The sequence below is a fragment of the Halorientalis marina genome (assembly GCF_023028345.1).
In the GTDB taxonomy this organism is placed as follows: Archaea; Halobacteriota; Halobacteria; order Halobacteriales; family Haloarculaceae; genus Halorientalis; species Halorientalis marina.
Genome location: NZ_CP095487.1, coordinates 2,446,348 through 2,466,484, shown reverse-complemented (window position 1 = coordinate 2,466,484; position 20,137 = coordinate 2,446,348). Strand labels below are relative to the sequence as shown.

Annotated in this window: 19 protein-coding genes, 1 tRNA gene and 1 pseudogene; 9 read left to right on the top strand and 12 right to left on the bottom strand. The window is 66.8% G+C overall.

Going from position 1 to position 20,137, the window contains the following annotated elements:
- Positions 1-85 precede the first annotated feature (85 nt).
- The 4 genes from MUG96_RS12590 (at position 86) to MUG96_RS12575 (ending at position 5,209) form a co-directional block, all read left to right on the top strand.
- Positions 86-2,116, top strand: coding sequence for a hypothetical protein (locus MUG96_RS12590; RefSeq protein WP_246983288.1), 2,031 nt, complete (start codon positions 86-88; stop codon positions 2,114-2,116).
- Between the two features lie 247 nt (positions 2,117-2,363).
- Positions 2,364-3,182: a transcriptional regulator TbsP gene (gene tbsP / locus MUG96_RS12585; protein WP_246983287.1), complete on the top strand. Its 819-nt coding sequence runs from the start codon at positions 2,364-2,366 to the stop codon at positions 3,180-3,182.
- Positions 3,183-3,221: 39 nt separating this feature from the next.
- Complete coding sequence (locus MUG96_RS12580) at positions 3,222-4,949, top strand: YcaO-like family protein (protein WP_246983286.1); 1,728 nt, start codon at positions 3,222-3,224, stop codon at positions 4,947-4,949.
- A gap of 110 nt (positions 4,950-5,059) precedes the next feature.
- A complete protein-coding gene (locus MUG96_RS12575; RefSeq protein ID WP_246983285.1) occupies positions 5,060-5,209 on the top strand; it encodes a hypothetical protein in 150 nt (49 codons plus the stop codon).
- Here MUG96_RS12575 and MUG96_RS12570 read toward each other — a convergent pair.
- The 7 genes from MUG96_RS12570 to sdhC all read right to left on the bottom strand — a co-directional run bounded on the left by MUG96_RS12570 (position 5,206) and on the right by sdhC (position 10,444).
- Entirely contained in the window at positions 5,206-6,345 is a 1,140-nt protein-coding gene (locus MUG96_RS12570; RefSeq protein ID WP_246983284.1) for a DUF63 family protein, read from the bottom strand. The genes MUG96_RS12575 and MUG96_RS12570 overlap by 4 nt on opposite strands.
- A gap of 89 nt (positions 6,346-6,434) precedes the next feature.
- A complete protein-coding gene (locus tag MUG96_RS12565; protein WP_246983283.1) occupies positions 6,435-7,226 on the bottom strand; it encodes an inositol monophosphatase family protein in 792 nt (263 codons plus the stop codon).
- 44 nt (positions 7,227-7,270) lie between these two features.
- Positions 7,271-8,461: a hypothetical protein gene (locus tag MUG96_RS12560; protein WP_246983282.1), complete on the bottom strand. Its 1,191-nt coding sequence runs from the start codon at positions 8,459-8,461 to the stop codon at positions 7,271-7,273.
- 208 nt (positions 8,462-8,669) lie between these two features.
- Positions 8,670-8,753 (bottom strand) — tRNA-Leu (locus MUG96_RS12555).
- A 50-nt stretch (positions 8,754-8,803) separates the two neighbouring features.
- Positions 8,804-9,685 (bottom strand): succinate dehydrogenase/fumarate reductase iron-sulfur subunit, encoded by an 882-nt coding sequence (locus MUG96_RS12550; protein WP_246983280.1) that lies wholly within the window; start codon positions 9,683-9,685, stop codon positions 8,804-8,806.
- A 2-nt stretch (positions 9,686-9,687) separates the two neighbouring features.
- Positions 9,688-10,050, bottom strand: coding sequence for a succinate dehydrogenase hydrophobic membrane anchor subunit (locus MUG96_RS12545; RefSeq protein WP_246983278.1), 363 nt, complete (start codon positions 10,048-10,050; stop codon positions 9,688-9,690).
- Between the two features lies 1 nt (position 10,051).
- Complete coding sequence (gene sdhC / locus MUG96_RS12540; protein WP_246983276.1) at positions 10,052-10,444, bottom strand: succinate dehydrogenase, cytochrome b556 subunit; 393 nt, start codon at positions 10,442-10,444, stop codon at positions 10,052-10,054.
- Between the two features lie 207 nt (positions 10,445-10,651).
- Between sdhC and MUG96_RS12535 the strand changes: the two genes are divergently transcribed.
- Entirely contained in the window at positions 10,652-11,308 is a 657-nt protein-coding gene (locus tag MUG96_RS12535) for a DUF6517 family protein (protein WP_246983274.1), read from the top strand.
- Between the two features lie 2 nt (positions 11,309-11,310).
- On the opposite strand, the gene MUG96_RS12530 is transcribed toward MUG96_RS12535, so the two are convergent.
- Positions 11,311-12,318, bottom strand: a complete 1,008-nt coding sequence (locus tag MUG96_RS12530) for a succinylglutamate desuccinylase/aspartoacylase family protein (protein ID WP_246983273.1) — start codon at positions 12,316-12,318, stop codon at positions 11,311-11,313.
- A 115-nt stretch (positions 12,319-12,433) separates the two neighbouring features.
- On the opposite strand from MUG96_RS12530, the pseudogene MUG96_RS12525 reads away from it, so the two are divergent.
- Positions 12,434-13,776: pseudogene (locus MUG96_RS12525) on the top strand (RimK family alpha-L-glutamate ligase).
- A gap of 174 nt (positions 13,777-13,950) precedes the next feature.
- On the opposite strand, the gene MUG96_RS12520 reads toward MUG96_RS12525, so the two are convergent.
- Entirely contained in the window at positions 13,951-14,526 is a 576-nt protein-coding gene (locus tag MUG96_RS12520; RefSeq protein WP_246983272.1) for a DNA-3-methyladenine glycosylase family protein, read from the bottom strand.
- 32 nt (positions 14,527-14,558) lie between these two features.
- Entirely contained in the window at positions 14,559-15,341 is a 783-nt protein-coding gene (locus MUG96_RS12515) for a helix-turn-helix domain-containing protein (protein WP_246983271.1), read from the bottom strand.
- Positions 15,342-15,628: 287 nt separating this feature from the next.
- Between MUG96_RS12515 and MUG96_RS12510 the strand changes: the two genes are divergently transcribed.
- The 3 genes from MUG96_RS12510 to MUG96_RS12500 all read left to right on the top strand — a co-directional run bounded on the left by MUG96_RS12510 (position 15,629) and on the right by MUG96_RS12500 (position 18,162).
- A complete protein-coding gene (locus tag MUG96_RS12510) occupies positions 15,629-16,105 on the top strand; it encodes a plastocyanin/azurin family copper-binding protein (protein WP_246983270.1) in 477 nt (158 codons plus the stop codon).
- Between the two features lie 63 nt (positions 16,106-16,168).
- Positions 16,169-17,644, top strand: a complete 1,476-nt coding sequence (locus tag MUG96_RS12505) for a sulfite oxidase (RefSeq protein ID WP_246983269.1) — start codon at positions 16,169-16,171, stop codon at positions 17,642-17,644.
- Positions 17,641-18,162 (top strand): FKBP-type peptidyl-prolyl cis-trans isomerase, encoded by a 522-nt coding sequence (locus MUG96_RS12500; protein ID WP_246983268.1) that lies wholly within the window; start codon positions 17,641-17,643, stop codon positions 18,160-18,162. The genes MUG96_RS12505 and MUG96_RS12500 overlap by 4 nt, the downstream gene beginning before the upstream one ends.
- Here the strand turns inward: MUG96_RS12500 and cysE are convergent, their stop codons facing one another.
- A complete protein-coding gene (gene cysE, locus MUG96_RS12495; protein WP_246983267.1) occupies positions 18,163-18,780 on the bottom strand; it encodes a serine O-acetyltransferase in 618 nt (205 codons plus the stop codon).
- A gap of 199 nt (positions 18,781-18,979) precedes the next feature.
- The gene (locus MUG96_RS12490) at positions 18,980-20,134 is read right to left on the bottom strand and encodes an acyl-CoA dehydrogenase family protein (protein WP_246983265.1); all 1,155 of its coding nucleotides are present in this window, start codon (positions 20,132-20,134) and stop codon (positions 18,980-18,982) included.
- Positions 20,135-20,137: the final 3 nt, after the last annotated feature.

Genomic DNA, 20,137 nt, shown 5'->3' with positions numbered 1-20,137 from the left:
ATCGCCGGATAGCGACGGGGATATAATAGACCGTGCTCACCCGACCGAAGTATAATAACCCAGTAGGTCGATACAACTGACGTACATGTTGGCCTGGGTGGCGGCCAATGGGGGGGTGAGAGCCATCGGTGAGGCGGGCGCGGTGTCGATCCGAACCACGGACTGGCGTTCGTGCTCGGCAGCACCTGCGCTGTCGAAAGCGGCCGACGAGACCGTGACCGGGTCGGTCACCGGACTGTCGATACCGGCACCGACGGCACGGCTCACGGACGCGAAGCGCCGGGAGTACGATCTGACCGGTGGCGCGGTCGTGAGCGACGGCTCCTACCGACTGTCCTGTCGGCTGACGCCGGGCACCGAACCGTCCGTCGACGCCGGAATCGAGGCGACGTTCCGATTCGAGGGCCCGGCCAAGGTCGCGTCCGACGGGGAGACGGTGTGCATCGAGTTCCCGGTGCAGACGCCTGTCACGATGGGTTTCTCGGAACGGCTGAACGACCCCGCGACGGTCACGGTTCCGGCGACGCCGGAGGGGGTCGCGACGGCAGTGACACACCTCGCGGCCGCCCACCGGACCACGGGGCCGGGGCGGTCTCACCCGTCGCTCCGGGACCATCCGCCGGTGGTCGAGACCGGCGCGGAGCCGTCGATTCCGGACGCGGTTGCGGCGGCGACGCCGGAGACGGGGATCGAACTCCGGGTGCCGGCGTCGCTCGACTACCTGTTCGTCGCGGCGCCGCTCGCGTACTACCTCGGGGCCGAGGTGACCGTCGCCGACGCCGAGACGCCGGTGCTCGTGGCTCCCGAGGCAGGCGTTCGGTACCGGTTCAGGGAACTGCCGACCTTCCAGCACGGCGTGGCGCGCCTGCTCCGACAGGTCTTCTTCTTCGATACGCTCGTGCGCGACGTGGGCGGCGGTGACGGTCACCAGTCGGCGCGGGCGTTCGGGCTGGATCCAGTTCGCGTCCGTGAACTGACGCCGGCCGAGCGGCTGGCACGGTACTTCAACGTCTCCGAGGGGGACGTGGACGCTGCGCTGCCCGAGTGGCACTTCTCGACGTACGCAGCCCCGGAACCGGGGAACGTCGGTGCCCTCCCGTACCTGCTCGACGCACTCAGTCTGGTCTACCTTCCGGAGTCCTCGGAACTGCGGGGGACGGAACTGCTCGAACGGACGCTCGACGACTTCTACCGCACCGAGGGCGAGGTCGCGGTGACGGACGCGACGACCGTCGTCAGTCCGGAACTGCGGGCGGGCCGGATTCACGCCTGGCTCGCACCGGGGGCACCAATCGACGCGTTCAAGACGACGACGGCGGCCTACCGGAACCGCGGGCGGTACCGCGACCGGGGGACGCCGCTGTCCGTCGAGGTGGTTCTGAACGACGACGCGATGGCCGCGGAACACGCCGCCGTCGCGGATATCTACCGCGACCGTGCGGCCGACCTCCCGCTGTCGGTCACGGTTCGGGAACACCTCACCCGGGAGGAACTCGCCGATACCTTCGCAGCGCCCAACGACTTCGTCCACTACATCGGCCACTGCGACGAGACGGGACTGAAGTGCGCCGACGGCCACCTCTCGACGGCGACGCTGAACGACGTGCGAACGCGAACCTTCTTCCTCAACGCCTGTGGCTCCTATCAGGAGGGGGCGTCGCTCGTCGAGGGCGGCAGCGTCGGTGGGGCAGTGACGCTGACGAAGGTGCTCGACCGGCAGGCCGCGACCGTCGGGACGGCGTTCGCGCGGCTACTGGTCAACGGCTTCGGGCTGGAGCCGGCCATGCAGCTCTCCAGACGCCGGATTATGATGGGGAAAGACTACGTCGTGGTCGGCGACGGAACGTACACGCTCGCGCCGACGCCGGGCACGCCGGTCGTCGGCTGGCTGGAGGACACCCCTGACGGCTTCGAGTTGACCTGCGAGTCGCTGACCGGGCGGCGAAACGGGACGACCTACGAACCGCCGTTCGGTGACGACCCCGTGCTGGCCGGCCAGGCCTCGCGGGCGACGCTCGACCGCGACCGGCTCCGGGACGTGCTCGCGGACGCGTCGCTCCCGATCATCTACGAAAACGAGTTCCACTGGTCCGCCGACCTGGCCGCCCGCTTCTGACGCCCGCGGCCGACAACACTAAGTTCGGGAGTCCCTGACACACCTGGCGAATCCACCCATCCGTCGATCCACAGTCCGCGCGTAGCGGCCCCGCCTCCCGCCCTGAAGTTTTCATATTTGAAAACGACGAGGAAGACATATATTTAACCACGGTGAATTGCGGGTGTTTCCCGGAAGATTGCGTAATTCAACTCGTTATCAGCGATAAAATTAAATACGGTAAAACAATATATACTCAACTAGGACGATGAGTGAAACGTTACTGACGGACGGCATCGCGGATCTCCTCACGACGGTGATGGAGGAGCCAACCACGGAGCTGTACGTGGTCGGGCCGTCCCCCGAGACGATAGAAGAGCTCGTATCGGTCGCGACCGATCTGGAACCGGCGCCGACGATCAAACTCCTCGTATCGGAGCGCCCGCTGAAGGGCGTGATGGAGGATTTCATCGTCGCGAGTCGCGCGGCGAACCTGATCGAGGACGGGAGCCTGGAACTCCGAACGACCGAGGAGGCGCCGGCGAACTCCCTGCTGGTCACGGACGACGCGGTCGTCTCCGTGGTCGGTGCCTGTGAGCAGGTCGCTGGCCTCCAATCTGACGACGAGGAGTTCGTCGCGAACGCCCACCGCCAGTACGAGAGCGCGTGGGCGGACGCCGACGAGTACACGCTCCGGACGCCACCGCTCACGACGGTCCGCGACACGCTCGGAGCCGACATCGACGAGGCGACCGCCGACGACTTCGACGAGGTGCTCGCCTCTCTTCAGACGGCGCGCGGGAACGGCGACGGCCTCGACGAAGTGACCATCAGCCTCCTGGTCGCCGCCAAAAACGGCGAGTTGCTCTACGACATCAGCAAGTGGGGCGAGGATATCGGCCTCGCATCGAAGGCCACGTTCTCGCGAACCAAGACCAAACTGGAGGACATGGGCCTGATCGACACCGAGAAGGTCCCCATCGACGTGGGCCGGCCCCGCCTGCGCCTGATGCTTGGCGACGAGCGCCTCGAAGACGCCGAGGCCGACCAGTTGGCGAACGTCGCACAGAGCATCCTCTCGAGCTAACCCCCGCGCTTTTTCTCTCTCCGTCTCCACGGGCCGCCAATGGCAGTTGCCCTCGTCGGGTCCGGGCCAGCACGCGATGCGGTCGCGGCGGCCCTCGACGACGTCGGTGCCGGCGTCGCGGATGTCGACCCCGGTGGTATCGCTCAGGCCGACCTCGCCGTCGTGGTCGGACAGGCCGGCGACGTGGCCTTCGAGACCGCGAACGCGACGGCCCTCGAACACGACGTGCCCTGGCTCGCCGTCGAGATCGGCGGCCTCGGCGGCTACCCCGTCGTCGAGGGTGCCGTCGCCGGCTTCGGCCCCGAGACCGGCTGTTACGCCTGTCTCTCCGAACGCGTCCGGGCGAACGCCGACCCCGAGCAGTCACCACAGGCCGCGCCGGACCCCGAGACCGCCCGGTTCGCCGGCGCCATCGCCGGCCGCGAGGGTGCCCGCCTCCTCGCCGGCAAGGACTCGACGGCCCTCGGCGGCGTCGTCGAGATCCCACACGCCGAACGACGCTTCCTCCCGGCACCTGGCTGTGAGTGCGGGACGGACCGCGACCGCACGCTTTCGCTCACGAGCGTCGACCGCAACCTGGAGGAGTCGCTGGCCCGCGCCGAGGGTGGCCTCGACGACCGCGTCGGCATCGTCAGCGAGGTCGGGGAGGCAGAGTCCTTCCCCGTCCCCTACTACCTCGCCCAGCAGGCCGACACGAGCGGCTTCAGCGACGCGACGGCCGCCCGCCAGGCCGCCGGGGTCGACGCCGACTGGAACGCCGCGTTCATGAAAGCGCTCGGTGAGGGGCTGGAGCGGTACTGCGCCGGCGTCTACCGAACCGCCGAGTTCGAGACGGCGCCCGCCGGCGAGGTCACAGCCCCCGTCGAACCGTCCGCGTTCGTCGCGCCCGACCCCGACGACGATGCCGTCGACCTCGAGGGGTCGGCCGACGCGCCCATCGAGTGGGTCCCCGGGACCGACCTCGCCACTGGCGAGACGGTGTCCCTCCCCGCGGAGTTCGTCCACTTCCCGCCTCCGAGCGAGCGGTTCCGGCCGGCGGTCACCACCGGCCTCGGCCTCGGCAACGGGGGCGTGGAGGCTGTTTTGAGTGGCCTCTACGAGGTCATCGAGCGTGACGCGACGATGCTGGCCTGGTACTCGTCGTTCGAGCCGCTCGGCCTGGACGTCACCGACGACCGGTTCGACACCCTCGTTCGCCGCGCCCGCTCGGAGAACCTCCGGGTCGACCCGCTTCTCTTGACTCAGGACGTGGACGTGCCGGTCGTCGCCGTCGCCGTCCACCGCGAGGCCTGGCCCCGCTTTGCCCTCGGGTCGAGCGCCCACCTGGACGCCGCGCGCGCGGCGACTGACGCTCTCGCAGAGGCCCTCCAGAACTGGCTCGAACTCCGTGGGATGGGCATGGAGGGTGCCGAGGACGTGGAAGGGGCCATCGGGGAGTACGCGAACTTCCCCGAGAGCGCACAGGCGTTCGTTAGCACCGACAGCGGCGTCCCCGCCGGGAGCGTCGGTCCCGACTCGGTGCCGACAGGAGCCGACCACCTCGACGCCGTCGTCGACCGCGTCACCGACGCCGGCCTCGACGCCCACGCCGCACGCACCACGACCCCCGATGTCGAACGGTTGGGCTTCGAGGCCGTTCGCGTCCTGGTCCCCGAGGCACAGCCGCTCTTCTTCGACGCGCACTACTTCGGCGACCGTGCCACCGACGTGCCGACCGGAATGGGGTTCGAGCCGCGTCTCGACCGCGACCACCACCCCTTCCCCTGACGTGCCGAGCCAAAAATCACCTGTCTTGTCGGCCGAGACGAAGATTTATAGCGACGCCTGTGAATAACTTGCACGGGGTTGCTTACCGTCAGGTCAGCGACCCGTTTCCAATGACAACCGAATACGAACTCCCGTGTGCCGAGTGTGGTGGGGACCTCGTCAGGGGCGAGGTCGCGCGCGCTGGGACGACGGTGTCCGTCGCGGAGTGTCCCGATTGCGGCGGCAAATACTACCCGGAGTCGGCGCTCGAACGGCTCTAGATGCCGAAGGTCGCCCGGACCATGTCCCGCGTCCCGGGCCCGAGCCCGACTGCCACGATAGCGGTCAGCAAGAGCAGGGCGTAGCGCGGGCTCTCCTCGAAGATCTCCTCGTCGAAGATCCAGACCACAGCTAGTGCGACGACCATCTTCACCACGAGGAAGGGCCACGACGACCCCGTGACTGCGATGATCGACTCCGGCAGGATCGACTCCGTCACGTCGATGATGAATCGGTTTGCGGGGTGTTTGGCACTGTAAACGAGGTCGACGCCGAGCGCGCCCAGCCAGTCGGCCGCGATGACGTTCGCCACGCCGTCGATGGCGTGGCCCCACAGCACCACCAGCCCGATCAGCCCCGTGCCGGCGTTGATGTGGGGTGCGAACCGCTCGACGCCCAGCCAGATGCCGCCCGAAACCAGCGAGGCGATCACGACCACCGACAGGAGAATCTGGGGGTAGAGGGAGACGTAGTCGGCAGTGACGCCGAGAAAGAGCAGGTACCCAAAGGACAGCACCAGGAACACGCCCCCGAAGACCGCCATCAGCCGCTGGTATTCGTCGACGACCCCCTCGCGTCCCAGGCGGTAGGCCACGATGAGCGACCCCAGCGTGAGCAAGAAGACGGTGAAGTAGATCAGCGGGCTGATGATGAGGGTGTTGAGTGGGTAGCTGATCGCCTGCTCGACCCCCTGTGGGACGGCGTCGTTCGCGTCCTCGATTACGCGGAGGACGCCCCCGAACAGCATGAAGGGCACGAGGGCGTAGAAGAGGTCTCGCTCGCTGTAGATGTCGAGGTACCGCAGGAGTTGGAGCACGCCGACCAGCATGAACAGGAGGATGACCATGTACCCGATCTCGGAGACGACGGTGTAGCCGGGTTCGGCGACGATGGCACCCGACGACTCCGCGACCCGGCAGGCGCCCCGCTGGTAGAGCAACTCGGTGGTCCCGCCGCCGGTCACCGCACAGGCGGCGTTGTGCGCGTCGGCGTAGATCGGCCCCCAGAAGTAGTGCCAGACGAACCCGTCGTAGACGCGTGTTGGGAACACTAGCGATCCCACGAGAAGGAGGGCGGTGGCCGCCAGGGCGGTGCCGAGCCACGTGCGACCCGAGTCGAGTCGCGCGATCACGTCCATGTCCGCATTCGTGCGACCCGCCCGTTTGGGTTTTCCGGTCCCGTGTGCGGGCTACACACCGCCGCTGGGGCGTCGCCGACCGCCTCGCGTCACTCCCAGTCGTCCGCGGCCGCCCGGGCGACCGCCAGCACGTCCTCGTGACAGCGGCCGTTCGAGGCCACCAGCGCGTCGCTGTCGTGACGCCACTCCGCCCCGTCGAGGTCGGTCACCCGTCCCCCGGCCTCCCGGATGAGGTGGACGCCGGCCAGCGAGTCCCACGGGTTCGGCTGACCCGTCGTGATCGCCGCGTCGAGCGACCCCGCCGCGACGAACGCCAGCGCCGTCTGCATGCTCCCGAACCGGCGCATATCCCCGACTCGCTCGACGATTGCCGACGCGAGTCGCGAGTAGTCCGCCCGGTCGCCGTGTGCTCCCCAGCCCAGCACCGCGGCCGCGAACGTCTCCACGTCATCGCGGTCGCTCACGCCGACCCGGTCTCCATTCAGCCGCGTTCCGTCGGCTCCTGCGGCGTACGTGTCCTCGGCCGCCGGCGCGACCGACGCGGCCGCCACGGGCCGCCCGTCCTCGACCGCCGCGACGCTCGTCGTCCACGTCCGGATACCCCGGAGGAAGTTCGCCGTCCCGTCGATAGGGTCGACCGCCCACGCTCGACCGGCCGCCGGGACCGCCCCTTCGGCCCCCGCTTCCTCCGCGACGATGGCTGCGTCGCTCTCGGCCTCCAGCGTCTCGATGACACGCTCTTGGGCCGCCCTGTCGGCTTCGCTCACCAGATCGTTCTTGTGTGCTTTCGTCTCGATGCCGACCGTCCGGCGGAACGAGTCCATGGCGACCGCACTGCCACGCTTCGCCGCACGCTTCGCGAGCGCCTGCGCGTCGTCCATACCGTTTGGACGGCCGCCGACCGAAAGAACTCCCCGGTCCCGGGTCAGGTGACGATGTCGTTCATCGTCCGCATACCGCGGACGATCTCGTTGGACTCGATGTGTTGTTGGGCGGCCCGCCGTGCTTCGTAGAAGACCAGGCGTTCGTCGTTGAGCTGAGCCTGTGCCGCCCGCCGCAGGTCTGACGTCGCCTGTTCGAGCGTCTGGGCGACCCCGACGATCTCCCTGACCTTCGATTCGACTTCCCGGGACCCGCTGGTCAGTCGGAAGGACGTGCGCGCGATTGCGAAGTCGGCGCTCGCACCGGAGAACCGGCGCTCGGCCTCCTCGTATCGCTCGTCCAGAAACGCCGGCACGCCAGCCTGGAGTTCGGTGACGCCGTTTTTCATGTCCCGAAGACCGCTCCGGGATTCGTCGAGCGCCGCGATTTCGCTGTCCAACTGCTGGACCTTCTCTCTGAAGATAGCCTCCGAGAGCGTCCCATAGGCGCCGAAGGCGTCCTCTTCGACCTCGCTTTCGATGACCTGGTAGGCGTCTCTCGCTTCGCGGATCGCGCTTCTCGCCTGCCGGTTCCCCTGATCGACGAGCCGCAGACTCTCGTTGTACAGCCGCTCGGACATGAACTCGACTTCCTCGAAGGCGTCACCCAGCGCCTTCTGACACCGTGCCGCGTACCGGATGAACACGGAGACGTGTGCCAGCCCGATGATGTTCATCTTCTGCCCGTCCGTCGCCGACTCGACTGCCTCGTCGAGCGTCGACTCCGCCTCGCTGACTCGATCCTCGACCGTGAGGTTATTGAACGAAGTGTGTGAAGCGTTGACGTCCGTGATCGAAGCGTTCGTTCCCGCGTACTCCCTGTAGGCGGCGAGGGCGTCGTCGAGCTGGTTCCGAGCCTCCCCGATCAACTCGGCCGCCTCCTGGTTCGCCTGGGTCGGCGTCCCGTCGTCACGGCCCCCGTCGACGCCGAACGGGTCGCGGATGTCGGCGTCGCCTCCCCCCACGCCGCGAATTTCGGAATCCACCTCGGTGTTGATTCGGTACTCGTTTTGTGCTCCACCCGGCGGTTCGGGAAGCGTCCGCTCCGGGCGCGCCGTGAAGTCCGGCCCGTCCTCGTCCCCCCAGTCCTCGGGCCCGCGGTCACCGCTCCCCCCACCGTTACGGCCACCCGTCAGCGCCCCACACCCAGCCGATAGCAGGGTCCCGGCCGTCGCAAGGAATGCGCGACGTCGCATATGTATAGCTCGTCTTCTCCTCACTGCTCGATATGTTTTAAAAATCCCCCGGTTAGAGACGGTGCTTTTTATCATCCGTCGTCGGGCCAGTGGCTGATTCAGCACTCGATTGCGCTGCTGGTCGTCGATCGTCAGTAGAGTTTGCGAGGGAAGACCGCTCCGAACGGACTTCCGCGCACTGTTTGCGATGGGCCGTAGCGGCCAACAGTGCGAGGGAAGGGATTTGAACCCTTGGACCCCTACGGGAGCGGATCTTGAGTCCGCCGCCGTTTCCAGGCTTGGCTACCCTCGCACGCAGTCACGACTGCGAGAGGCGGCGAGTAAAGCGTTGCGAACCCGCGATCACCAGAACTTGAGGTTGCTCTTCACCGCTTCGCGTTTCAGCTCCTGGATGTGCTCGGTGAGGGGGATGTCCTTCGGGCACACCTCGGTACAGGAGAACTGGGTCTGACAGCGCCAGACACCGTGTTCCTGCTCGATGATCTTCAGGCGCTGCTCCTTCCGGTTCTCGCCCTCGCGTTCGTCCATCGCGAACCGGTAGGCCTTGTTGATAGCTGCCGGGCCGAGGTACTCGTTGTCGCCCGCGGCGATGTTACACGAGGACATACACGCGCCACACCAGATACAGCGCGTGGACATCTTGACCTTCTCGCGGTTCTCCCGGCTCTGTCGCTGTTCCTCGTCGTCGGCCGGCAGTTCCTCCGCGTCGAAGAACGGTTCGACCGCTTCCATCTGGTCGTAGAAGTGCTCCATGTCCACGACGAGGTCCTTGACGACCTCCTGGTGGGGGAGCGGCTCGATCCGGATCGGGGTGTCGAGCTCGGCGATCTGTGTCTTACAGCCGAGTCGCTGCTGGCCGTTGACGAAGAGCGCGTCCGAGCCACAGATGGCCTGGCGACAGGAGTGCCGGAAGGTCAGGCTCGAATCGTAGTGGTCCCGCGCGTAGATGAGCGCGTCGAGCACCGTCATCCCCTTGAAGAAGGGGACGTGGAAGGTGTCGAACCGGGGCTCCTGTTTGCCCTCGACCTCGGGGTCGTAGCGGAAGACCTTGATCTCGATGGCGTCCTCGGCGTCGTCGAGTTCCTCTTTCGCCTTCCGCTCCATGTCCCTGCGGGCGGCGTCCTGGCGTTTCTTCTCCAGGCGTCGCTCCTGGTGGGGCTTGCCCTGTGATTCGGTCTCTGTCTCCGCCTCGTCGGTCTCTTGCTCCTGGATTCCGGTACTCATGGTTAGATTCCTGCCATCGCGATTGCGGTCCGCACGCCTTGGGCGATCAGGATGACGCTCGCGAGCACGAGCGTCCACTTGACCGCCTGTTTCTTGGTGCCCGTCAGGCCCTGGTTGATGAAGGCGTTGTACACGCCGTTGACGCCGTGGAAGGTGGCGGTCACGAGGAAAGCCACCATCGTCCCGAAGTAGCCGATCTGGCTCATCCGGGCGTTGGTGCCCATGAACGTGATCTCGGCGGCGTGGTTCACGAAGTGCAACAGCATGAAGTGGAACGCGAGCACGCCGATGAGGAAGACGGCGGTGAGCCGCTGGAGGAACCAGCGGAGGTTGCCGCGCTCGAAGGAGGAGTAGTGCTCGGCCATCTCAGAACGCCCCCGAGACGAACGTCGGCACGCTGGCGGCCACGATTGCGCCCGAGAGCACCAGCGACGCGTAGAAGCTTTTGTCCTGTACTTCGAGGCCGACACCGAGGTCCACGAACAACAGCCTGATTCCGTTCAGAATGTGGAACACCGCGACGGCGAGCAGACCCACCTCGAGGACCCGGACGATGGCAAGCGCCTCCAGCCCGCGGATCGTCTGGGTGTAGGTCGTCGCCCCCTGGGTCGCGGTCGAGAGCACCGCGATGTGGGTAAAGAGGTAGCCGACGAGGACCCAGCCGGTGAACTTGTGGAAGATCCAGGCCCACATACCGGCCTTGAACTCCCGCCACCGGCCGAAGTCCTCGACGGTGCCCCGGTCGTACGACTGGCTCATAACACTCTGACCCAGGGACCAGGGGTGTTTAGACCTTTCTACCTCGCCCCGTCGAAACACCCGCGGAGAACCGTCCGACGGCCGCGTCCCGAACGTGTTGGGACCGGCATCGGTGGGCGGCCAGGAGCGGGGGGTTCGAGGTCGCGCTCCACGGGGTCGGTCGTCCTGACACCAACGTTATACACGTCCGTCGGGAAGGGGGTGGGTATGCAGACACGCACGCTCGCGGCCCTCGCGGTGGCACTCGTGACCCTCTCGGCAGGCTGCGGGTTCCTGCTGGGCAACGAAGCGCTGGAGTTCGCCGCGAACCCTGCGACGGTCGCCGACGACGCGACCACCGAGACCGGGTACGAGGAGACGAACGTGACCGCGGTGAACCTCACCCAGAACGTCACCGTCGCCGACCAGACCCGGACGGTCCGACTGGTCAACCACCGGGCCACGTACGAGCGTCAGGTCGACCTCACCGGCCTCGACACGGACCAGCGCGCCGCACTCCTGATGACGCTCTCCAGTCCCGAGATCGACGTAGCAGGCCAGACGCTCAACCCGCTCTCCGGCGTCGACGAGCGCGACATCGTCCAGCGGTTCGACACGGGCTACGAGGGGCTACAGGTCGGCCAGCAGGTCGACAACCGGAGCGTCCGGGCGCTCGGCGCGAACCGCTCGGTCGAGCAGTTCGAGGGGACCGCGACCCTCGGCGGTGCCGAACTCGACGTCTACGTCCACGCGACGACGTTCAAACACGGCGACGACTTCGTCACTGCCGTCGCCATCTACCCGCGGGCCGTCGACGGCGAGGACGAGCGCGTCGTGACGCTACTCGAGGGACTGGAACACGAGCGCGGCGAGGGCTCGGAGTAGCCTCAGTCCGACTGTTCTCTCTCGACGGCCCGGAGCGTCCGGTCGTCGAGCCGCACGAGGTGACAGAGCGGGTTCCCGGGATAGACCAGCGGATTCTCCAGTACGCCCACGATGACGCCGGTGAACGGTGCCGTAACCGCGTCCGTCTCCGCCTTGAACGGGTTGGTGATGGTACAGATGGTATCGCCCTCGTGGACGAGCGATCCCTGGCCGTGGTGGATATCGACGAGGCCGCCCGCGTCCGCTCGGAGCCAGGTCTTCTCGTCGTCGCCGTCGATGATCGTCCGCCAGCCGGGCCAGCGGACCGACTCCGTGGGGCTGAGGCCGTACTCGGCGAGGACGCTGACGACGCCGTCGAACGCCCGGTCGATCAGGTCGCGCTGGAACCGATGGGCCTCCCCCATCTCGACGGTGACCGTCGGGACACCGGCGTCGGTCGCCTCGCGGCGGAGCGATCCGCTCGGCCCCTCGCTGGAGATGACGAGGTTCGAGGCGAACGCCCGTGCGGCCCGCGCCACCTCGTCGTCAGCCATGTCCGCTCGGACGTGGAGCATATTCGTCCGCCCCCGCGTCGAGGTGTGGAAGTCGATGCCAACGTCGCACGGCTCGATGAAGTTCTCGAAGATGCGGGCGGCGATGCGTTTCGCGTTGGTCGACTCGTCCGAGCCCGGAAACGAGCGGTTCAGGTCCCGGTCGTAGATCGGCAGGTACCGCTGCTGGGTCATAAAGGCCGGGACGTTCAGTACGGGGAGACAGACGAGCGTCCCGACGAGGTCCTCGTGGTCCCACTCCTGGGCCACCTCACGAACGACCTCGACACCGTTGAGTTCGTCGCCGTGGACGGCCGCCGAGAGATAGACCGTCGGGCCCGACCGCTCCCCGTTGATGATCGTCACCGGGATGCGGATGGGGTCACCGAAGTACGTCTCGCTGACCGGAAACCGAATGTCGACCGTCTCCCCCGGACCCACCGTCCCGCCGCTGTAGGTGAATGACCCGGAATCGCCCATACCAACCGGTCCGGCCGGACGATATAAAAACCGTCCACTCAGTTCGGGGGCCGAAACCGTCCGCGAACTGGGGGATGGCGCCAGGGCTTTCCCCTCGGGCGTGGCAATTGATAGCATGACAGCGACCGATGCGCCGACCGTCGGCGTCCTCAGCCTCCACACGAGCAAGGAGACGAAGGCGATCTGCAACGCTGCCGCCGACCTCGGGGCCGACACCGAGTGGCTCCGCGCGGAGAACACGGCTATCGACATCGCGGACGGGGTGGTGACCCTCGAACCGGACGTGGACGTGATCGTCAATCGCCTGCTGCTCTCCACCGACGAGTACCCGGCAGAGGGGCTGGGACTCGCCCGCGCCGTCGAGGGAATCGTCCCGACCCTCAACGACCCGAGTGCGGTACTGACGCGGCGATGCACAAGTTCGCGACCGCGGTCGCGCTGGCCCGCGAGGGCGTGCCCGTGCCCGACGCCCTGCTCGCGCTCTCGGGCGACCGACTGAACGCCGACCGCGACCGGTTCGGGGGCGAGGCGGTGTACAAGACGGCCATCGGCACGCACGGGGGCGGGACCTGGAAGGTGGACCTCGATTCCCCGGTCAACCCCCGCGTCGGCTCACGGCAGGCGTTCCTCCAGGCGTATCTCGAACGCGACGCCGACCGGCACAGCGACCTTCGGGTCTACGTGGTCGACGACCGGGTCGTCGGTGCGATGCACAGGCACGCACCGGAGGGCGAGTGGCGTACCAACGTCGCGCTCGGCGGCGAGGTGACGGACGCCGGTGACTCACTCCCCGCGGATGTCGCCGAAATCGCCCGTACCGCGACCGATGTGGTCGGGCTGGACTACGCCGGCGTCGACATCATCGAAGGATCGGACGGCTGGGCCGTTCTCGAAATCAACCCGACGGCCGGATTCAAGGGGCTGTTCGAGGCCACGGGGACCAGTCCGGCCCCACACATCGCGGCGCTGGCAATCGAGCGAGCCGGCGGCAGCGTCGATCCGGAGACAGTGACGAAACTCGCGGCCACCCTCGACGACTCCCGGCCGGCCTGTATGCCCCGACCCACGGACCAGGGGCCGACCGAGCCGCTCGTCGTCGGCTACATCGAGGAAGTCGTCGTCAGCGGGACACGGGGCTCGAAGACCGTCGCGGCCAAGTCCGACACGGGCGCGACCCGCACGAGCATCGACGCACGGCTCGCCGCCGAGATCGGCACCGGCCCGATCAAGGACACCGTTCGAGTGAAATCCGGGAGCGTCAAGACGGGGAAATCGAGGCCGGTCGTCGATCTGGTCGTCGGCGTCGGTGGGACACAGCACACCGTCACCGCCAGCGTGGAGGACCGGAGCCACATGGAGTACTCCCTCCTGCTCGGGCGGGATATCCTCGAACACTACCTCGTCGACATCACTCGCCGCGCGGACGACGACACCGACGCGACGGAGACCGAGGAGTAGTACCGGCAGACCACTTTCGCCGGCCGCTATCCGGACTAAGATACCGGGAGACCCGTGAGCGAACGCTCTCGTGACGGCTCCGCGGTTGCAGATCGCGCTTCACTTCCGCCGTGCTCTCCCGTTCGGTCCGGCGGCGGTCCGTCCGTTCCACGCTCTCGTCGGTCAGCCCGACGGTCACTCGTCCGCCGCGCGCCACAGGTACAGGCTGGCGTAGCTCCGGTAGGGTGCCCACCGCTCGGCGCGGTCGACCATCTCCGCCCGGGTCAGGTCCGCGTCGAGGACCGTCTCCATCCCGTTCCGGATGCCGAGATCGCCGACGGGGAACACGTCCTCCCGGCCGAGCGCGAAGAGCAGTTGCATGTTCGCCGTCCACTCGCCGACGCCGGTCACGTCGGTCAACGCCGCGCGCACCGCATCGTCGCTCATACCCTCGAAGGCGGCCCGGTTCCACCCGCGCTCGACGAAGGCCGCCGCGATGTTGTTCACGTACCGGGTCTTCTGCGTCGAGAGACCGACATCGCGGAGCACCTCGTCGTCGGCCGCCAGGATGCCCTCCGGCGTCACGGTGACGGCGTCGAAGAGGCGCTCGCGCGTGGCGGCGGCCGACGCCATCGACACCTGCTGTCTGAGGATCGAGGTGACGAACCGCTCGAAGAAGTCCTCGGCCGGTTCGATCTCCAGGGGGCCGTGGGCCACGACGAGCGGCCCGAGGTACTCGTCTGCGCGTAACTGCTCGTGTGGTTCTGACACGTGTGCGGTAAAGACCTGTCCTCGCTTAGCCGTTACGCGTCGGTTTGCTCGGGTGGGTCCTCGTTGAGTCGCTCTTCGGGAGGGCGAGTGTCGTTCTGCGCGGACTCCCGGAAGTACCCCTCCGCCAGTGCCGCCTCCGCCTGGCGCAACCGGTAGGAGACGGTCGACTGCGGGATGTTCAGGCGGTCCGCGAGCTCGCTCACGGTGACCTCTCGCGGCGTCTCGTAGTAGCCGTACTCGATTGCGGCCCGGAGCGTGTCCCGTTCTTTGCTGGAGAGGGAGACGGTCGCCAGCGAATCGAAGTCCCAGCGGTTCACCTCGCCGAGGTGTCCGATGTGCAGCGTGATGCCGTCCCGGAGGTGTTCGCCGACGGCCTCGTAGAACACGTCGACGTTGGCTTCGGAGCGCATGAGCAAGCGCCACTCCTGGCACTCCTCGCGACGCTGAGCCTGGAACACGTGCCCGAGGTCGAGGTGCCTCGCAGCCAGCGCAACGACCGAGTTACATGTGTGGAGTCGTTCGACGAAACTGTACGTGACCAGGCTGGATGGCGACCGTTCCAGCAGTTCGTGGTGTCGGTCCGCGCCACACGCCGTCGCCGTCATCTCGGCCTGCGGCGTGTCAGTTCCGCAGCGGACGCGTTCGACTCGTTCGAGCGCGTCGTCGGGGCCCACGAACCGTTCGACGTTCCAGAACCGGTCCCGGCGCACCGCGCTCCCTATCGAGTCCGCCCTGAGCTGTGGGAACTCGAGGCAGACGTCCATGAGCGGGTCGACGCCCGACTTGAACTCGAGTGCGAACGTTAATTCACGCACTCCTTCGCACCTCGTTTCCAGCCGAGGGTGGGATGGCCTCTGGTGCGGCTACGTTACGAGCGGCTCCGCCCCGAATCCGTTCTCCTGACCCTGCCCGGGGTTGCCAGACCATTGTCCTCCTGTCCAATCCAGACGCAGGATAAAATGTATTGTGCCGGTTCCTCCCCGTTGGTTCCCTCCTGCCGGGGTCGGCCCGGGTGGTAGCGGGGGACGAGACGGACACCGCGACCGGTTTGGTGCTCACCAATTCAGGTTATTTATTGGTGCCGCTCCCTGAACCGGTGTAGATGGTTGAACGACGCACGTTCATCCGGATGACGGGGGCCCTGGCGACGGGGACGCTCGTCGCCGGCTGCACTGGTGGCGGAAACGGAGACGGTAGCGCAGACACGACGACTGAGGGTGAGGCCACGACGACGGCCGCGCCCACGACGACCCAGTCCAGCACCGTTGAGGTCGCGGTCGGACCCGAGAAGCGGCTTCGCTTCGACCCCGAGGAGATCGAGATCAGTACCGGGACGACCGTCGTCTGGACGTTCGAGAGCACCGGCCACAACGTGACGAGCAAACCCGGTGCGTCCGACAAGTGCCGGAATCCCGAGGGTGCGGAACCGTTCGCGTCGTACGAGGGGTCGAGCCACTTCACGATCAACGAACCCGGGACGACGTACGAACACGAGTTCACCGTCCCGGGCGAGTACGTTTACGTCTGTGCGCCCCACGAGGGACAGGGCATGGTCGGCGACATCACTGTGACCGGGTAGGACCGGTCTAGTTAGTCCTCACCAAACGACCATTGATGTTCCTTACCGTGGTTACCTGAGGGCATGTCACGGCAGCAGCTGGACGACAGTGACGAGGGAAGCGGATCGCGTCGCGAACGGTTCATCCAACGACGCAAGTTCCTGATGGCGACCGGATCGCTCGCGGGCGTCGGCGTGCTCGCAGGATGCGGGAGCGGTGGCGACACGGACACAGCGACGGGCGAGCCGACCGATACCGCCACCCAGGAACCGACGGCCGAGCCGACCGACACGGCCACACCGACACCGGACGAACCGGCACAGCAGGAGCCCTCGCTGGCGGAACGGTACCCCGGGCTTCGGATCCTCTCGCCGGAACCGGAGAACGGCGAGGCAGCCGAACGAGCGACGTACACGGACTACGTCACGACGCGGGAGGAACACTACATCAGGAATCACTACCCGACGCCGGATATCGAGGAGTCCGAGTGGTCCGTGTCTCTGACCGGCCTCGTCGACGACGAGGTCGACCTGTCGATGGAGGAGATCAAACACTCCTTCGCGACGGATTCGGTCACCCACACGATGCAGTGTGCCGGTAACGGTCGGTCGTACTTCGATCCGCAGGTCGGGGGCAACCAGTGGAGCTTCGGCGCCGTCGGGAACACCGTCTGGACGGGGACGCCGGTCTCGGATATCCTCGAGTACTACGGGGCCGAGACGAGCGAGGACTACTTCCTCACGGTGATGGGCGGCGAACACCCCGAGGGCGAGGACGTGTTCACGCGGTCCATCCCGATGGAGAAGGTGATGGACGACGTGTTGCTGGCGTACAACATGAACGGCTCACCGGTGTCGCCGGACCACGGATTCCCGGTCCGACTGCTCGTCCCGGGCTGGTACGGCTGCAACAACGTCAAGTGGGTCAACCGGATGCACGTCATGGAGACGATGGTCATCGGGAACGAGTGGGAAGAAGAAGGCGCGCCCGAGAACGGCCAGCGGACCTACACGCACTGGCAACAGTACTCCTACCGCGTCGTGCCCGAAGAGGACGACGGCGCGACGCACTACGAGGACATCCCGGTGTACGACACGCGCGACCAGATGGAGCAGACTGACCAGATCGACAACGCCTACATGTACGATCAGGTCGAGAAGTCACTTATCGGGTACCCCGGCGAGGGCCAGACGGTCTCGCCGTCGCCCGCGGGCACCATCGAGGTGATCGGTGTCGCCTGGGCCGGTGACGACGCGGTCGAGACGGTCGAAGTGTCGACCGACGGTGGCAACTCCTGGGGCGAAGCCGAATTCTTCGGACCGGTCGACGAGGCTTCGGGCTGGCGTCAGTTCCGGTACGTCTGGGAGGACCCGTCTGCGGGCGAGCACGTGCTCGCCTCGCGTGCGACCGACGAACGCGGTTACACACAGCCGGCGACGATCTCGGCCCCCGACGATCAGCTCCGTGGCGTCGAGAGCGACCAGTTCCCCTGGAACACGGGCGGCTACGGCAACAACGCGTACATGTCCCACGCCCTCTCCTGTACGGTCCAGCGATGACGGTCGAACCCGGACAGATCGCCATCGTCCACCTGACGGGGCGGCTCGTCGACGGCCCCGATGCGGGCGAGGTGTTCGAGACCACGGACGTCGACGTCGCCCTCGAGACGGAGGTCTATCACGGACACCGGGATTTCAAACCGCTGGAATTTCGAGTCGGTGAGGGACATGTCATCGAGGGCATCGACCGCACTGTCCAAGAGATGGAACAGGGCGAGACCCGGACCGTCGTCCTCGACCCGGACGAGGCCTACGGTGAGCGCGACGAGGGCGACGTGGTGACCGTCCCGCGTTCGGACCTCGAAGCGCGGAGCGACACGACCGCAGAAGTGGGCGAACTCGTCCACAGTCAAACGGGCGACGCCGGCTGGATCACCGAGGTCACCGACGACGAGGTGACCATCGATTTCAACCACGAACTCGCCGGCGAGCGTGTCGAGTTCGAAATCCGACTGCTGGAAGTCCACGCCAACGAGACAGGAAACGACGTGGACGCTTCGGCGGACGGCGCGGCCTGATCAGCAGTCCGCGAGCCAGTGTGGCTGTTCGGTGTCGGCCGCTCGGCCGCCTTCCGGGGCGGGTTCGGCCTCGGCCTCCGCAGGTCCGGACTCGACGATTTCCGCGGGGTTGCCGGCGACGGTCACGTCCTCGGGGACGTCCGTCGAGAGGACGGCCCCTGCGCCCACCGTCGCGCCCTCACCCACGGTGATGTCGCCGAGGAGCGTCGCGTTGGCGCCGACGGTCACGCAGTCCTCGATGGTGGGGTGGCGTTTCTCCCGGTGCATCGACTTCCCGCCGAGCGTGACGCCGTGGTAGATGAGCACGTCGTCGCCGATTTCGGCGGTCTCGCCGATCACGATGCCGTCGCCGTGGTCGACGAACAGTCGTTTTCCGATCGTCGCGGCCGGGTGAATTTCGACGCCGGTCAGGACGCTCGCGAACTCCGAGAGCGCCCGGGCCGCGAGCCGGTGGTCTGCGGTCCAGAGCGCGTGGGCGATCCGGTAGAGCCAGACCGCGTGGACGCCCGGATAGAGCAGGGCGACCTCCAGGGCGCTCTTGGCCGCGGGGTCTTTCGCGAGTGCTGTACGTACGTCCTCTGTCAGGTGCGTGCGGACGGTGTCGAGTCGGTCGAACATCGTTGTGTGTGGTCGAAACGGTCGAATGCGGGCCTGTCCTCGATGTCGGTCGGGTTCACGGGGCGGCTCAGAAACAGCGACACGGACCACGCCCGGTCGGGCGTGGCTGGCGAACGGGACGGAGCGCCGACACCGAGCGACGAGCGTGCATACTACTCCGTCGGTTCGCCGCGACTGTAAAAACTGTTGCCGAACGCGGTCAGAAGCCTTTGCCCAGCAGTTCGCGGGCGATGATGTTCTTCTGGATCTCGGTGGTGCCCTCGTAGATCTGGGTGATCTTCGCGTCGCGGTAGAACCGTTCCACGTCGAAGTCGTCGACGTAGCCGGCGCCGCCGTGAATCTGGACGGCTTCGTTCGCCACGTCAACCGCGACACGGGAGGCGTACTCCTTTGCCATCGAGGCCAGCGTCGTCAGCTGTTCGTCCCTGTTGTCCACGCTCCAGGCCGATTTGTACGTGAGATTGCGGGCGGCTTCGAGGTCGGTGAACATCGTCGCGAGTTTGTGCTGGATGGCCTGGAACTTGGCGATGGGCTGACCGAACTGCTCGCGCTCCTGGGCGTATTCGAGGGCGCGATCGGCGGCCCCCTTCGCGATGCCGACGCCCTGGGCTGCCACCTGGGTCCGGGTCTCGTCGAAAAACTGCATCTGCTGGAGGAAACCCATACCGCGGTTGCCGACGAGGTTCTCCTCGGGGACGCGCACGTCGTCGAAGATCAGTTCCGCCGTGTCCGAGGCACGAATCCCCAACTTCCCGGTGATCTTGTCGGCCTCGAAGCCGTCGCGGTCGGACTCGACGATGATCTGGGAGAAGCCGTTGTAGCGGCCCTCGGCCTCGGGGTCGGTTCGGCAGAGGACGACGAAGAAATCACCCACGGAACCGTTCGTGATCCACATCTTGTTCCCGTTGATGACCCACTCGTCGCCGTCCTTCTCGGCGCGGGTCGAGACGGAGGAGACGTCCGAGCCGGTGTCGGGTTCGGAGATTGCGGAGCCACAGATCTTCTCCCCCTTCGCGAGCGGCGGGAGATACTCCTCTTTCTGTTCCTCGGTCCCGAACTCGAGGATCGCCTCGCTGCCGAAAGCGGTCCCGAGTATCGCGCCGGCACACCCCGGGTCGGCGGCGTACAGCTCCTCGACGATGACCGCCCCTTCCAGCGAGTCGTAGCCGGCGCCGCCGTACTCCACCGGGATCTGAATCCCCGTCAACCCCATCTCCGCCCCCTTCTCGATGAGTTCGTGTGGCGTCTTCTCTTCGCGGTCGTGCTCGGAGGCGACCGGCTCGATCTCGTTCTCGGCGAACTTCTGCAGTTCGCTCCGTATCTGCTCGATCTCGTCGGAGAGCTCGAAGTCCATCTA